Below are 15,748 nucleotides of genomic sequence, written 5' to 3'. Positions count from 1 at the left end.
TTAACGAAAAGAACTAAGGCTCTTTATGAAAACCCCTGCTTTTCTTGATCGACAGCGCCCCGATGTGCCCGATCTGGTTGTGCCTGGCGGCGTCACCCCTTTCTACCTTCAGGGGCGCCCGGTTCGTGGCAGGCTGGTACGCCCCGGTGTGCTGGCAGATGTAATGCTAACCCGCCATGACCACCATGCCGCTGTTACCCGCCTTGCCGGCAAAGCCCTCTCTGTTGTCGCAGCTCTTGCCTCTGCACTTAAATTTCAGGGATCTTTCTCTCTGCAAATCAAAGGCAATGGTCCTGTCAGCCTGCTGGTCGCGGACTGTACCAACACTGGTGCGCTGCGTTTTTATATTCGCGCGGATGAAGAGGCTGTCACAGCTCTGCTCAGTGAAAAGCCAGAACCATCTGACTACGACCTGACTGGTGATGGTTACCTGGCACTGACGATTGATCAGGGGCCAGAAACAGAACGTCACCAGGGTATTGTCGATATCTCAGGCGACAGCCTGACTGATATGATCAGCCATTACTTCAAAACCAGTGAGCAGCATGCCTGCTGGATCAGCCTGCACTGTGAGCTGACTGATGCAGGATGGCGCACCGGAGCGCTCATTCTTGAACGGCTCGCTGACGACGGTGGCATTCATATTGAAACCGACGACACACCAGATGACAGCTGGAACACAGCCACTATTCTGGCATCGACCCTTAAAGCCAGCGAACTCCTGGACGATGCACTGCCCCCCAGAGAACTTCTGTTCAGATTATTCCACGCAGAAGGGCTGCAGATCGGTCAGCCACGTGCTCTGGCTTATGGATGTCGCTGCTCTCGTGCCCGGCTGACAGAAATTTTACAGAATTTTTCTGATGATGATCTCGACCACATGATGCTCGACGACAGGCTGATTACCATGACCTGCGAATTTTGTAACATCAGCTTTCATTTTCAGCGAGACGACATCAGCTCAGAGGATAATGACTGACAGATAAGACATCATTACCCTGCCACCATCTGTGTTAGTCTGATTGCCGCTGCACAATGAATGGCAGGGTCGTGAAGAAACGATTTTTTACACACACCCCGAGCCTGGACAGAATTCTGATTATAAGAAAGTTCGTGCCATGATGCCGTTTTCCCGTTTGCTCCGCCTGTCAATGGCGATGTCGATCCTTTCCTCTCCGGTGCTGCTCCTGTCAGGATGCGCAAACGATAAGCAGTCCGAACAGGCTTTTACCCCACTGAACTATTCTTATCTGACCAGGCTCAACCTCAATGTTTCACGCATTGATATTCTTGATCAGACAACAGAAAACCCGGTTGAGGGTAATATTGCCGCATCTTCCCCTGTTCCTCCTGCGCAGGCTTTACGCCAGATGGCACAGGACAGACTGGCCGCTGTAGGAACGAATGGTGATGTTGCGCAATTTATTATCTCGCGCGCGTCTATCCTGAATAATGCCGGTGGCAACCTGGCCGGACAGATGAATACACGTCTCACCATTCTCAACCCCGAAGGCCTCACTGTTGCCAGCTCAGACATGCAGGTAACCCGGCAAATGCGTCCAAATTTGTCAGATGGCAACGCAGACAAACCGGCTAACCTCTATGCGCTGACCAAAGAGATGATGCAGGATATGAATGTTGAGCTGGAGTATCAGCTGCAACATAAAATGACCAGCTGGATGCTCGATGGCGGCGGCAAACCGCTCAACTCAGCCGTACAAACACAGTCCCTTGACCAGCCAGGCAACACACCAGCCGCAACCACGGACTCATCTGTCACACCAGCTGCAGCCGTTACTGTACCACAGCAGTCAGCCTCTTCAGCTGCTACAGTATCTACCACCACAGGGGCATCAGCTATTCCTTCTGCAACCAGCTCAGACAATGCTCCTGTAACAATAACAGGTTACAGTGCTGCTCAGCCTTCCGCCACAAAAACACCATCACAGTCAGCGGAACCTGATGCGGTCTTCCCTGCAGGAGAAGACACCTCTTCTGACAGCACTGCAACTCAGTCAAAGGTTATGTCCCCCCCTCCTCATACCCTGAAATTACCCGGGTAACCGAAGCAAAAGACAACACTGCAATCCTCTGATATAGCATCAGGAGATTGCAGTTCCCGACAGGTCTGCCATAACTGACTTATGTCAGCAGCAGCTTCTTCCTCCCTGTTCTCTGTGGCAGATACCCTGCCCATACGCGATGTTCTGCCAGAGCTTTATAATGCTCTGGAACAGGGCACATCAGCCATTCTGGTCGCACCGCCAGGTGCCGGTAAAACCACGACTGTTCCCCCCGTGCTTGCCCGCGCTTCGTGGCGCAAAGAAACTGACCGCATCATTATGCTCGAACCCCGCAGGCTGGCAGCCCGTGCTGCAGCCCAGCGCATTGCCAGCCTGCGGGGCGAGGAAGCCGGCGGTTTTGCAGGCTATCGCACGCGCCTCGATTCAGCAGTCTCTGCCCGCACACGCATTGAAGTGCTGACGGAAGGGCTGTTTTTACGCCAGGTACTGAATGACCCTATGCTTGAAGGGGTTGCCTGCGTCATCATCGACGAAATACACGAACGCTCCCTTGAAGCTGACCTTGCTCTGGCTTTCTGCCTTGATCTGCAACGTAGTCTGCGCCCTGACCTGCGCCTTGTTGCAATGTCAGCCACAGCTGAAACAGACCGGCTCACAGCCCTGATGCAGGCTCCTGTCATCACCAGTGAAGGGCGCATTTTTCCGCTTACTGTGCAGCATGCAAAACGTGATATTGCGCATATTCGTGACCTGCCGGCGGCCACAGCAGCTGCGGTCCGCCAGGCACTCACGGATACTGAAGGTAATATCCTCGTCTTTTTACCAGGAAAGGGAGAGATACGACGCACAGCCGCTTTACTCGAAAATTGCGCGGCAGCTGTATTACCTCTGCATGGAGAGCTCCCTCCGGCTGAACAAAACCGCGTGCTGCGTCCTGACCCAGGCGGCCCCAGACGGGTTATCCTTGCGACCTCAATTGCTGAAACCTCTCTGACTGTTCCGGGTGTGCGGGTTGTTATTGATGGTGGCTTTCGCCGCGCCCCACGCTTTGATGCCGGAGCTGGCCTGTCACGCCTCGCCACTGTGCGCATTTCAAAAGCAGCCGCCAGACAACGTGCCGGCCGTGCCGGCCGTGAAGCGCCTGGCATTGCCATTCGCCTGTGGACAGCCGCAGCTGAGCGCGGACTGCCTCAGCATGACCGTCCTGAAATTCTCGAATCTGATTTATCTGATTTTGTCCTCTCCACCACATTGTGGGCTGATACAACCGGCGACACGACATCAGCCCTGCCCCTGCCTGATGCGCCTCCTGGCAGTGCTGTCGCAACAGCAACGCAGCTGCTTATGCTGCTTGGTGCACTCAATGACGATAAAACGATTACCAGCCTGGGGCGCAAAATGGCTGGCCTGGGCACGCACCCGCGCCTGGCTGCAATGATGCTGGCTGCCAGAACCAGAGAAGAGATGGCTCTTGCCGCCGATATTGCTGCTTTGCTGGAGGAGCGTGACCCCCTGCGCCCTGTAACAAGCGGCCGTAGTGGCCCTCCCACGCCGGCACTCTCAGATATTTCTCTGCGCCTTGACCTGATTGCAGGCCATGACCACCCGCAGGCAGACCGGGCAGCACTCGCAGCGATCAGGCAAACAGCAAATCGTTTTCGTACCCGCCTGGGGCTTCGGCCCGGGCATGCAGCACAAGGTGACCCCGCGGCTCTTCTCGCCGCTGGCTTTCCTGACCGGGTGGCCCTCTCACGCGGAGAAGCCGGGAGCTTTCGTCTGTCAGGTGGCAACAATGCAAAACTACGGCGCGATGACACACTGGCCGAAAAAAAACTCCTGGCTGTAGCAAGTCTTCATTTGCGCACATCGGCTGAAATTCGTCTGGCTGCCCCGCTTGACCCTGACGCGTTACCACCTGCTTTACTGGCACGCACAAAAGAACAGGTTGAAACCACGCTTGACCCTGTTTCGGGTGCTATTCTTGCCCGCAGACGCACACGCATAGGCTGCCTGATCCTTAAAGATATCACCGAAAAAGTTGATACCGCCAATGCTGCGGCTCTCCTTCTCCAACAGGCTAAAGCAGCACCAGACACAACACTTGGCTGGACAGATGCCGCCCGTCAGCTTCAGGCGCGCGTTGAACTGGCGCGTAACCTTCCCGCAGCAGGCAACACCAGTGAAGAGGGATGGCCCGATTTTTCGACAGAAGCTCTTGCTGCCGGGATGGAAGAATGGCTTGCCCCCTGGATGGATAATATAACCTCAGTAACGGCTCTGAAAGAACTGGACCTCTCCCAGCTTCTGTGCACTTACCTGGGCTATGCACGCACCCGCTGGCTGGATACGCACCTGCCTGTACAGCTGACATTTCCAGGCGGGAGCGCCGCTGTTGATTATACCCAGCCCGTGCCTGTGGCCTCAGCCAGAGCTCAGGTTTTTTATGGCACAACAGCGACACCACAACTCGCATCAGGCCTCGTTCCTCTTCGCCTGGCGCTGCTTTCACCCGCTGGCAGACCACAGGCTATTACGGCTGACCTGGAAAATTTCTGGAAAAATGGCTGGCTGGACATGAGGCGGGATATGCGAGGCCGCTACCCAAAACATGAGTGGCCAGAAAACCCGGCCCTTGCCCCGGCACAGCCAAAAGCAAAGCGAAGCTCAGGCAGATAATACTAAGAACCTGCGCTCACCTGTCTGTGCAATGTCACAGTGACAAACCAAAAAACACATGTTTTGATGTTTTGCTGGTTCATTGCGCTGACAGCTGTAAAAATGGAGCTGAGATGACTGTTTTAAAAAAACTGATACTGAGATCATGAAGCTTTTCTTACGCTGTTCGGCAGTTTGCCTTACTACCCTTGCCGTCAGCGCAGGCTGGATCACATTACGTGCCAGAGCACAGCCGACTTACATCCCTCCGGCTCAGCCCATTGTCCAGCCACCTGGCACAGGCTCTTTTGCTCCCCTTGTCAAAAAAGTTGTGCCTGCAGTTGTCAACATTGCCGTGACGCGTGGCTCTGATTCTTCCGCGCAAAAAAAATTACCGAGCACTATTAAAGGGACACCTCTTGAACACCGCCTGCGCGAACGCATGCGCAAACATGGCAATAATATTCTTGAAGCCGGCTCAGGGTTCATCCTTGATCCAAGCGGGTTAATCGTCACTAATGGTCACGTTGTTGATGATGCTGACACTATTACCGTCTCGCTGCTTAACGGTAATGAATATACCGCACGCCTCGTCGGCATTGATAAACTGACAGATATCGCTGTGATAAAAATTGAAACACAGCATACCCTCCCTTACCTGGAATGGGGCGATAGCCGTCAGGTACAGGTAGGAGACTGGATTCTCGCTGCAGGTAATCCTTTTGGTCTGGGGTCATCCGTCACAGCAGGCATTGTTTCCGCACGCGGGCGCGATATAGGCACCGGCCCGTTTGATGATTTTTTACAGCTTGATGCCCCGATTAATCCTGGCAATTCAGGTGGTCCCACATTCAACCTGGCCGGTCAGGTCATTGCACTTAATACGGCCATTGTGTCACCTACAGGCGGGTCGGTAGGGATTGGCTTTTCCATTCCGTCAGAAATAGTCATCCCTGTTGTCGAGGCACTGCGCCGCTATGGTCACATTGACCGGGGATGGATGGGGGCGACCCTTGAAGATACTCCCTCACGTGATGGCGCAAAGGTTGTAGAGGTCGACAGAAACGGGCCTGCTGCCAAAAGCGGCATGCTGCGCGGTGACATTATAACAAAAATCAACAAAGACAGTATCAGCTCAGCGCGCATCCTGATTCGTGCCATTGCGGCAGCTCAGCCTAATACGGACGTGCAGATTTCAGTTACCCGCAGGAACAAACCTGTCACTTTAACGCTGCATGTGGGACATCGCCCGGTTTCTGAGGATTAGCTCTCTTTTCCAGCCGGAGAGCAACGTCATGGCACTGCAAAACAGCAGTGCCATGACATACAGACTTTATGGCCGGTCTTTATGACGCGCAGCACTTACAATACCACGAACAAACTGCCATGTACGGCCTGCCGTACAAATCGCTTTTGCCAGTCGTGGTGCTGCTTTAGGGCGTAGCAGACGCGGGTCATAACCGGAAAAACGACGGTCATCTTCCTCGATACATAACGCCATAAAATCAGGCAAATTCAGATCAATACTGGAAATCTCTTTTGTACCGGTAACTGTAAAATTATTATCCTGTGTGTGTACTTCACCCTTGTCATCAACCGTTTTAACCAGACTTAACCGCTCATAAATAAGGAAAAGCCAGACCGCAACAACCTTAAGCTCGAAATAAGGGCGACGGTACCACGGTAAAACAGCACGATACCAGGCCAGCCAGTTGGCAAATAATAAAATGTGCCTGCATTCTTCCTGCATAACCGGCTCAAACGTCTCAATCAGCTCCGGTGGGAAAAAAGCTGAACGCTTTGCCAGTTCAAATAACCCAAAAGCAAAAAAACTGTCCACACACTCAGAGAAGCCTGTGACCATATATGCCCACTCAGCATCTTTGGGCTCGATATACGGCGGCTCCGGAGCCATAGGAATATTATAGGCCGCAACAAGTTTGCTCAGAACTTCTTTATGACGATTCTCTTCCCAGGCATTACGCGAAATCGCATCTCTGATATCCGGATCATCAACCAGACTGGCATAAGCTGCCATACGCAGCCGTGCTTTCCCCTCAGTCTGCACAGCAATATCCCAGATAGGCAGAGAGGTCACACGCCTGAGTGTTTCAGGGTCAAGCTTCGGCCAGTCAATAACTGATGGCTTATAGGGATTAAACGTATCACGAAACATCTGCGCCATAGCCTGCTTGTGTTCAGCAGAACCTGGAACCAGAGGTCCGCGATGTGCGCTCACCCAGTGCCGGGCCTGATAATCTGCTTTGACAACAGCGGCTGAATCAGGAGGAACTGGCAGATCATCAATTCTGTCAGGTAATTTTGTATAAATATCAGAAAGAGAGTTCATCATATAACGCCCGTTCGCTAAGGGCTTTTCTGACAAAACACAGAGCAAAACGCCGCAAAGCCAGAAAACTGCCCGGGAGTAGTAAATTACTGGCTTTTCTGATTCTGAGAATCAGAAAAGCCATACCGAAGCCAGAACTTAATGAATATCAGACAATTTCGAAATAATTCTGGTCACCAGACCATAATCAATCGCTTCCTGTGCAGACATCCAGTAATTACGGTCTGTATCTTTCGAAATTTTTTCGTAAGAATGACCGGTTTCACGCGCAAACAACCTGTTAAGACGCTCGCGCATTTTAATAATTTCGCGTGCCTCGATATCAATATCAGTTGCGGGGCCTCTTACACCGCCCATTGGCTGATGCAACAGGAAGCGCGTATTAGGTAAACAGAAACGACGGTCTTTGTGCCCGGCCGCAAAAATAAGGGCACCAGCCGAAGCAACCCAGCCTGTGCCAATCATGTTCACCGGCGCCACCGAATCGACAAAACGAATCATATCGTGAATCGTATCACCGCTCTCTACATGCCCTCCGGGAGAGTTCACATAAACATCAATCGGCTTGTCAGACTCACCTGCAAGCGCAAGCAATCTGCCAGTTACGTCACGTGCTATTTTGTCGTTAATACCGCCAAAAATAAGCACTTTTCTCTGCTTAAATAACTTTTCCTCAAGCTCTGCGGCCTGAGGTTTCTGCGTTTCTTTCTCAGACCCGCCTGGTGTTTCAGGGGTATCAGGAGCATCGGGCTCCTCATCATCAAGTCTGATCATGTCGCGGGAGAAAATACCCGTCATACCTGTCTCCGCATCATTTGTATCATGTGTCATGGCTACATCCTGCCCCTGCTCTGCGCCTGTGCCAAGTGGCAAAAGTAACAGGACAGCAATAACGTAAAAGAAAACTCCCTGCACAGATGATCTCGCCACCAGGCTGAGAAGCAGCTAGGATAGCCACAGACAGTGTTTACAACGGAGTATCTGCACCCACATGCCTAATGTATGTTCCCGGCAGTTCAGAAATCTGAAACAGAGTGTTCTGACCTGTTTACCCTGCAAGGCAACGAGACTGCCGGTGCAGCTGTTTTTCGCGGCGGGTGGCCTGCTGCTGAACGGGTGCAGCAACAACCATAAGGACTTTGTGGATAACAGCCTTGACTGGACACAAAAAATGCGAGGGGGAATTATCGCAACACAAAGACCACCGCCGCCAGGAGCCAATGAGCCCTATCCAAATGTTGGTCTCGTCCCGACAACTGTCCCGCCTATGCCATCACCTGAAGCGCGTGCTCTGCTGACCGAACAGCTTATTCGTGACAAAAACCTGACACACCGCACCGAAGCCGCCAATGGCACACTGACACCTGACATCCCTCCTCCTCCATCAGCCAGACTGACATCCTCTAAAAACTCTGCAGCTCCGGCACTGGCTGAAGGGCAAAATGGTGCCGTGATGGATGCCGCAACCGCGCCACCGCAAACTGAGGCAAAAAAAACATCAGCTCCCCAGAGCAAAGCCCCTGCGGCACCACAGCAGGAAGCAGAACTTGCCATGCCTGAAGTCACAGGCAAGGCGCAGGCGCTGCCCGTGGCTGACAGCGACCTGCCACAGATTGCGGAAGCGCCTCCGGCGGTACCCTCTGTAGCAGGGATTAATGTTCCCTCAGATGCGCTGATACCGGACGAAAAAACCCCGGACTATGATCTGGCTGACCCGACAGGCACAGCCCTGCACTTTATGCCAGGCTCTGACCAGCTTTCTGCCGGGCAGGACTCTGCGCTGATCAAGCTTGTTGGCAAAACCCCTCAGGGACCGTTCTATGTCCGGGCATCCGGCAGCTCCATCTCGCTGAGTGCCAGTGACCAGGCCGATGCTGTCCAGCTCGGGCTGCTTCGGGCCCAGCGTGTAGCCAGCCAGCTTATAGCTTTGCACGTACCTGCTAATGCTATTCATATTCGCGCTGAGTCTTTTGGCAGCGGTACTCATGTATCAACCACACCATGAACACAGTCTCGCCATAACAAATCTATAGTAAAAAGTAATATAAGAAGCCCTTAAGGGGAGTTGCCTCATCCGTTTCTGCCACTACTATGACCTGTCTCGTAACCAGGCGGGCTCTGCCCGCATCCTCACCTCGGATATTTGCCGTCCATGACCGAAGAATTCCATCGTATCCGCCGCCTGCCCCCGTATGTTTTTGCCTCAGTTAACCAGGCGAAGGCGGCGGCCAGGGCCAGAGGTGAAGATATTATCGATCTGGGCATGGGTAACCCTGACAGCCCCACCCCACCTCACATTGTTAAAAAACTGATCGAAACAGTGCAGGATGCCCGCTCGCACCGTTATTCGGTCAGTAAAGGCATTCCTGGCCTGCGCCGCGCACTGGCCGGCTATTATGAACGCCGTTTTAATGTCAAACTCGACCCTGAACGCGAAGTGATTGCAACTCTGGGTTCGAAAGAAGGGCTGGCTAATCTGGCGTCAGCCATCACCAGCCCTGGTGACACTATTCTGGTGCCGAACCCGTCATATCCCATTCATCAGTTTGGCTTTATGATTGCAGGGGCCTCAGTACGCTCTATTCCGGCAACACCTGACGACAACATGCTCAGCGCACTTGACCGTGCCGTGCGACATTCTGTGCCTAAACCAACAGCTCTGATTGTAAATTTCCCGTCAAACCCGACGGCTTACCTGGCTGACCTCGATTTTTATAAAGAACTCGTAGCGTTTGCCAGAAAACATGAGATTTATATTCTCTCTGACCTGGCCTACGCAGAGATCTATTTTGGCAATCTGGTCCCTCCTTCGATTCTGGCTGTACCAGGCGCCAAAGATATCGCCGTTGAATTTACCTCGCTCTCCAAAACCTACTCTATGGCTGGCTGGCGTATGGGCTTTGCTGCAGGGAATGAACGCCTGGTCGCGGCCCTGACCCGCATCAAATCCTACCTGGATTATGGTGCCTTCACCCCCATTCAGGTTGCTGCTGTCGCGGCTCTTAACGGCCCGCAGGACTGCGTAAGTGAAATTCGTGCGCTTTATAAAGAACGCCGCGACGTTCTGATTCGCGGCCTGCATGCTGCCGGCTGGGATGTCCCCTCTCCGGAAGGATCAATGTTCGCGTGGGCGCCTATTCCCGAAAAATTCCGTGATCTTGGAAGCGTTGCCTTCTCTAAACTTCTGCTTGAAGAAGCAGGCGTTGCCGTAGCGCCAGGCCTGGGTTTTGGTGAATATGGTGAAGGCTTTGTCAGAATTGGCCTGGTCGAAAACACCCATCGCCTGCGCCAGGCAACACGGGCCATTCGTGGCTTTCTTGCTGCACATGGTGTAAAACAACCCGCTTCTTCTCCCTCCACCAGCAAGCCGGAGCCCGCCAGGTCGTGAGTGCTTTATCTTCTTCTTCTTCTCCTCTTCGTCTTGGTATTGCAGGGCTGGGTACAGTCGGCGCAGGCGTCATTAAACTGATTGAAGCTAATGCGGATCTGATCAGTGCACGTGCCGGCCGGGCTTTAAAAGTTGTGGCTGTCAGTGCGCGCAACCGCAAACAGGACCGCGGCATATGTCTTGATACCCTGCGCTGGTATGATAACGCAGCTGACCTCGTAAATGATGCTGAAGTTGATGTTATTGTTGAGCTTATTGGTGGTGCTGAAGGCACCGCCAGAACACTGGTTGAAGCCGCGCTGAAAGCTGGCAAACCTGTTGTTACCGCCAATAAAGCTCTTCTCGCACTACATGGGCCGGCACTGGCAAAACTGAGCGCTGACAATGCCGCACCTCTGCTTTTCGAAGCTGCTGTTGCGGGTGGTATCCCTGCCATTAAAACTGTCAGAGAGGGGCTTGCTGCTGACCGCCTTGAACGCATTGGCGGTATCCTTAATGGCACCTGTAACTACATTCTGACCGTCATGCGTGAAACCGGACAGGATTTTGCAACCGTTCTGGCTGATGCGCAAAAACTGGGCTACGCTGAGGCTGACCCGTCAACAGACGTTGATGGCTGGGATGCTGCCCATAAGCTGGCTATTCTGGCAGGTCTCGCCTTTGGTCAGCCTGTTGTTTTTGACAGCCTTCACGTTGAGGGCATTCGCCAGATTGGCTCAGCTGATCTCGATTTCGCACGCAAACTGGGCTACCGCATCAAGCTGCTGGGGCTGGCCAGCCTGCGTGAAGACGGGCTTGAAGCCCGCGTAACACCATGTCTTGTCAGGGAAGATGCTCCCATCGCTCAGGTTGACGGTGTTTTTAACGCTGTCGTGACAGAAAGTGCCTTTGCCGGCCGCCTGATGATTGAAGGACGCGGCGCCGGTGCCGGCCCGACAGCCAGCGCTGTCACCGCCGATCTGATTGATATCGCACGCGGCAAGACAGTCTCTGTCTGGGGTGTCGAACATTCTGACAAGCCTGCCCTTCAGGCACTGCCACTTTCAGCCGGTAAAGGGGCGTTCTACCTGCGCCTGCTGGTGGAAGACCGCCCCGGCGTTATTGCCGATGTTTCCGCCGTACTACGCGACTGTGGGGTTTCACTTCGCAGTATGCTGCAACCCACCCCAGCCAGAAACGAAACAACACCTCATGTGCCTTTGATTCTGGTCACTCATCAGACATCTGAAGCCGCTATGCAGGACGCTGTTACACGCATCAAAGCTCTCAGCGTTGTGACAGCCTCTCCTGTCGTCATTCGTATCGAAACTGACTAAGTGGCTTAAACTCTGATACCCTCTGTATAATCAGGAAGGAATTTTTATGCCCGACTCACAGGACGCTAAGAGGTTTGTTGTTTCTGACCGCAACCTGGCACTCGAACTGGTGCGCGTTACCGAAGCCGCAGCTCTTGCCTCGTCTCACTGGACGGGTCGCGGCAAAAAAAATGAAGCTGATGATGCTGCCGTTGAGGGTATGCGCACCGCTTTTGACACGGTAGCCATTGATGGCACCGTTGTCATTGGTGAAGGCGAAATGGACGAAGCACCAATGCTCTACATTGGTGAAAAAGTCGGCTCAGGTGGCCCGGCAATGGATATAGCCGTTGACCCGCTTGAGGGTACGAACCTGTGCGCCAAAGATATGCCCAATGCCATTACGGTTGTGGCACTGGCCGAAAAAGGTAATTTCCTGCACGCACCTGATGTCTATATGGACAAAATTGCTGTTGGTTCAAACCTGCCTGAAGGCGTGGTTGACCTCGATTCCTCTATCGCGGCCAACCTGCGCAACCTGGCAAAAGCTAAAAATAAACCTATTGAAGAAATCGTTCTGTGCACGCTTGACCGTGAACGCCACGAAGAGCTGATTGCAAAAACCCGCGAGGCCGGTGCACGCGTGCGCCTGTTAAGCGATGGTGATGTTGCGGCAGTTATTGCAACCTGTATGGACACAAGCCAGGTTGATATCTATGCCGGCTCAGGCGGAGCCCCTGAAGGCGTACTGGCCGCGGCAGCCCTGCGCTGTGCTAACGGACAGATGCAGGCCCGTCTTTTATTTGAAGATGATGCACAGCGCGAACGTGCCAGAACAATGAACCCGGGTAAAAACCCTGACCGTAAACTTGACCTGCATGACATGGCAGCCGGGTCGGTTCTGTTTTCAGCAACCGGGGTTACTTCCGGCACATTGCTGCGCGGCATTCGCCACTACACAACACATGCTGTAACGCATTCGCTCGTTATGCGCTCAAAATCGGGTACAATCCGGTTTATTGAAGGTCATCACAACTTCAATACAAAAACCTGGCTTCCTAAATAACCCACCTCTTTATAAAGAGTATACTTAACACGTTATGACCTCTCCCTGCCTGACCAAAGACCAGACACCCTCAACGCATCATACTGTTCTGGGGGTTGAAAGCAGCGTCTCCGGACGCAGATGGCTTTACAGGCAGGGAGCAGATAACCCTGATGTCATACGTATGGGGGCCAGCATTGCCAGGCAGGCAGGCCTGCCCGAAATTATAGGGCGTCTCCTTGCTTTACGCGGGCTTACACCTGAAACACTGAGTGTATTCCTTACCCCCCGCCTTAAAACGGCTCTGCCAGACCTGAATAAGCTACAGGATATGGAGCCCGCTGCAGCCCGCATGGCGAGGGCAGCCATGCAGCATGAAACCATCGGCGTATTTGGTGACTATGACGTAGATGGTGCGTGCTCTTCAGCTATTCTGGCCTCTTTTTTTGAAGAGCTGGGCTGCACCGTTCATACCCATATCCCGGACAGGATGACCGAAGGCTATGGTCCTAACGTGCCAGCCCTTGAAAAACTGGCTGAACAGGGTGCGACGCTTATCATCTGCGCTGACTGCGGCACAGCAGCGGCTGATATTCTCAATCAGATTACTGACAGGGCTGATATTATTGTTCTCGACCATCATAAGTCTGAGGATGCCCTGCCCGACATTCTGGCAACAGTTAACCCCAACCGTCCTGACTGTGCCTCTGGCCTGAAGCATATTTGCGCCGCAGCACTCGCTTTCCTCTCTCTCATCGCGACACAGAAGAAACTCCGTGAAGCGGACTGGTTCAAAACTCACCCTGAGCCAGACCTTATGCGCCAGCTTGACCTGGTGGCTCTGGCCACCATATGCGACGTCATGCCCCTGCGTGACCTGAACCGGGCTTTTGTCGCACAGGGCCTTAAAGTTATGGCGCGCCGGCAACGCACTGGTCTGGCTACCTTACTTGATGTTGCCGGGGTTACCCGCGCGCCGGATGCGTTTTCATGCGGGTTTGCTCTGGGGCCACGTATTAACGCAGGGGGGCGCATTGCTGAAGCCACGCTTGGCTTAAAACTGCTGCGCTGTGAAGACCCGCACGAAGCACGTGTCATGGCCGAACGGCTGGACGGTGTAAACCGCAACCGTCAGACCATTGAAGCAGATATTCTTGACCATGCCCTGCAGCTGGCCACTGAACAGCGTGAAGCAGGTCACTCCGTTATTCTGCTTGCCAGTAAAGCATGGCACCCGGGCGTGGCAGGCATTGTCGCAGGGCGCATTAAAGAACAGTTTAACCGCCCTGTTCTGGTTGGTACCGTACAGGATGATGGCGCTGTTAAAGGTTCAGGTCGTTCTGTGCCTGGCATTGACCTCGGCACAGCCATCATAGCGGCCCGCCAGAGCGGTTTGCTTACAACAGGTGGCGGACACGCTATGGCAGCCGGCTTCTCTTTCCCTGAAGCGAATATGGCGCAGGTTCATACCTTTTTAGAAGAGCGTCTCGCAACAGCGGCAGCACTGCCCGAAACGGTTGACCTTGAAGTGGACATCACGCTCTCTCCGGCCGGAGCAACTGTTGAGCTGGCCGAACAAATGACCCTGCTTGCTCCGTTTGGCACGGGCAATGCCGAGCCTCTGATTGCATTATCAGGCGTACATATTACTAAATCAGATCGTATCGGCGCGGATAAAAACACATTGCGCCTGTTTTTGCGTGGCACAGAGGGGGGACGGCTTAAAGCCCTTATCTTCCGTGCTGATAAAAGCCCTCTGACAGAAATCCTTGAAGATTCAACCCGCCCTTTGCTGCACATCGCCGGATATCTGCGCTCAGAAACATGGCGCGACCGTACGGACGCCACGTTCTTTATTCAGGATGTTGCTTTAGCCTGAAGCCTGAGCTCAAACAAAAAAGGGAGGCTGAACCTCCCTTATCCTGGCGTTTGAAGAAAACCTGCTTTTACTTACTGCTGTTGTTCCTGCTCACGGCGGGCCTCAACTTCTTTCTTCATTGCAAGCTGTACTTTTTCAAAAGCACGTACCTCGATCTGCCTTACACGCTCACGCGAAATCGAATATTCAAGGGCAAGATTTTCAAGCGTTGTCGGCTCATCTTTCAGGCGACGTTCGCTGAAAATATGCCGTTCACGCTCATTCAGCGTAGCCAGAGCAGTTGCCAGCAAAGCTTTTCGGCCTGAAAGCTCCTCATTCTCTGCGTAAACTTCTTCCTGGTTATGTTGCTCATCAACCAGACGGTCCTGCCACTCCCCGGCCTCATCCGCACGCATTGGCGCATTCAGGCTGTGGTCAGGTGCAGACATACGGCGGTTCATGCTCACAACATCCTGCTCGGACACACCAAGCGTTGCAGCAATTTTATCAACCTGCTCAGGCTGCAGATCACCGTCTTCAATTGCCTGCATCTGCCCTTTAAGGCGACGGAGATTAAAGAACAGTTTTTTCTGTGCCGCAGTCGTACCCATTTTAACCAGAGACCAGCTGTGCAGAATATATTCCTGAATAGCGGCTCTGATCCACCACATAGCATAAGTTGCAAGACGGAAGCCTTTGTCGGGATCAAACCGTTTAACGGCCTGCATCATACCGACATTGCCTTCACTGATAAGCTCATTCATCGGCAGACCATACCCGCGGTAGCCCATGGCAATTTTTGCAACAAGCCGCAGATGTGATGTGACGAGTTTATGTGCAGCCTTCACGTCCCCTTTATCTTTCCAGAGATAGGACAGGCGAAGTTCCTCTTCGGGGGAGAGGATAGGATATTTACGAATTTCCTGAAAATACCTTGATAAGTTATTTTCAGGACCAACATTAACAACAGAAGACACCATCGAACCAGTACTCCCCTGACCTGAAAACTCCCTGTTTCTACTACCAGGTGTATTTTTTCTCCCGGTAGCATAACGCTAAAAGAGGCAAGCCTCAGTCAAAAGTAGACATTATTTACGTCTCTCTCCCCTTCACCCCCGTATGGGCGGTCTGAG

General features: G+C 53.2%; 13 protein-coding genes. 9 read left to right on the top strand and 4 right to left on the bottom strand.

The features are described 5' to 3' along the window. Positions 1 to 25 precede the first annotated feature (25 nt). The 4 genes from HK11_RS03715 to HK11_RS03700 all read left to right on the top strand — a co-directional run bounded on the left by HK11_RS03715 (position 26) and on the right by HK11_RS03700 (position 5,946). The gene (locus HK11_RS03715) at positions 26 to 979 is read left to right on the top strand and encodes an Hsp33 family molecular chaperone HslO (protein WP_086553998.1); all 954 of its coding nucleotides are present in this window, start codon (positions 26 to 28) and stop codon (positions 977 to 979) included. A gap of 139 nt (positions 980 to 1,118) precedes the next feature. Beyond that, the gene (locus tag HK11_RS03710) at positions 1,119 to 2,063 is read left to right on the top strand and encodes a hypothetical protein (protein WP_143216347.1); all 945 of its coding nucleotides are present in this window, start codon (positions 1,119 to 1,121) and stop codon (positions 2,061 to 2,063) included. A gap of 81 nt (positions 2,064 to 2,144) precedes the next feature. After that, on the top strand, positions 2,145 to 4,700 hold the full coding sequence (gene hrpB, locus HK11_RS03705; RefSeq protein ID WP_086553996.1) for an ATP-dependent helicase HrpB: 2,556 nt from the start codon (positions 2,145 to 2,147) through the stop codon (positions 4,698 to 4,700). Between the two features lie 145 nt (positions 4,701 to 4,845). Next, positions 4,846 to 5,946, top strand: a complete 1,101-nt coding sequence (locus HK11_RS03700; RefSeq protein WP_086553995.1) for a S1C family serine protease — start codon at positions 4,846 to 4,848, stop codon at positions 5,944 to 5,946. Between the two features lie 66 nt (positions 5,947 to 6,012). Here the strand turns inward: HK11_RS03700 and HK11_RS03695 are convergent, their stop codons facing one another. Genes HK11_RS03695 through HK11_RS03690 form a run of 3 tightly spaced genes read right to left on the bottom strand, consistent with a single transcriptional unit; the run spans position 6,013 to position 7,860 of the window. Then, the gene (locus HK11_RS03695; RefSeq protein ID WP_086553994.1) at positions 6,013 to 7,029 is read right to left on the bottom strand and encodes a hypothetical protein; all 1,017 of its coding nucleotides are present in this window, start codon (positions 7,027 to 7,029) and stop codon (positions 6,013 to 6,015) included. Then, positions 7,013 to 7,153: a hypothetical protein gene (locus HK11_RS12315; protein WP_158092781.1), complete on the bottom strand. Its 141-nt coding sequence runs from the start codon at positions 7,151 to 7,153 to the stop codon at positions 7,013 to 7,015. The genes HK11_RS03695 and HK11_RS12315 overlap by 17 nt, the downstream gene beginning before the upstream one ends. Before the next feature lie 14 nt (positions 7,154 to 7,167). Then, entirely contained in the window at positions 7,168 to 7,860 is a 693-nt protein-coding gene (locus HK11_RS03690) for an ATP-dependent Clp protease proteolytic subunit (protein ID WP_173559719.1), read from the bottom strand. Between the two features lie 244 nt (positions 7,861 to 8,104). Between HK11_RS03690 and HK11_RS03685 the strand changes: the two genes are divergently transcribed. The 5 genes from HK11_RS03685 to recJ all read left to right on the top strand — a co-directional run bounded on the left by HK11_RS03685 (position 8,105) and on the right by recJ (position 14,636). Then, entirely contained in the window at positions 8,105 to 9,034 is a 930-nt protein-coding gene (locus HK11_RS03685; protein ID WP_233133293.1) for a hypothetical protein, read from the top strand. Between the two features lie 147 nt (positions 9,035 to 9,181). Then, a complete protein-coding gene (locus HK11_RS03680; RefSeq protein ID WP_086553993.1) occupies positions 9,182 to 10,417 on the top strand; it encodes an LL-diaminopimelate aminotransferase in 1,236 nt (411 codons plus the stop codon). Next, on the top strand, positions 10,414 to 11,733 hold the full coding sequence (locus HK11_RS03675) for a homoserine dehydrogenase (protein ID WP_086553992.1): 1,320 nt from the start codon (positions 10,414 to 10,416) through the stop codon (positions 11,731 to 11,733). The genes HK11_RS03680 and HK11_RS03675 overlap by 4 nt, the downstream gene beginning before the upstream one ends. A gap of 46 nt (positions 11,734 to 11,779) precedes the next feature. After that, positions 11,780 to 12,778 (top strand): class II fructose-bisphosphatase, encoded by a 999-nt coding sequence (gene glpX / locus HK11_RS03670; protein ID WP_086553991.1) that lies wholly within the window; start codon positions 11,780 to 11,782, stop codon positions 12,776 to 12,778. 34 nt (positions 12,779 to 12,812) lie between these two features. Beyond that, entirely contained in the window at positions 12,813 to 14,636 is a 1,824-nt protein-coding gene (gene recJ, locus HK11_RS03665; RefSeq protein WP_086553990.1) for a single-stranded-DNA-specific exonuclease RecJ, read from the top strand. A 71-nt stretch (positions 14,637 to 14,707) separates the two neighbouring features. On the opposite strand, the gene rpoH is transcribed toward recJ, so the two are convergent. Continuing rightward, positions 14,708 to 15,595 carry an RNA polymerase sigma factor RpoH gene (rpoH, locus tag HK11_RS03660; RefSeq protein ID WP_086553989.1) on the bottom strand — a complete coding sequence of 296 codons (888 nt, stop codon included), beginning with the start codon at positions 15,593 to 15,595 and terminating at the stop codon, positions 14,708 to 14,710. Positions 15,596 to 15,748: the final 153 nt, after the last annotated feature.

It is taken from the genome of Acetobacter sp. DmW_043 (genome assembly GCF_002153485.1).
GTDB lineage: Bacteria > Pseudomonadota > Alphaproteobacteria > Acetobacterales > Acetobacteraceae > Acetobacter > Acetobacter thailandicus.
The sequence above is the reverse complement of the archived record's forward strand: the minus strand, read 5'-3'. Positions and strand labels throughout refer to the sequence as shown.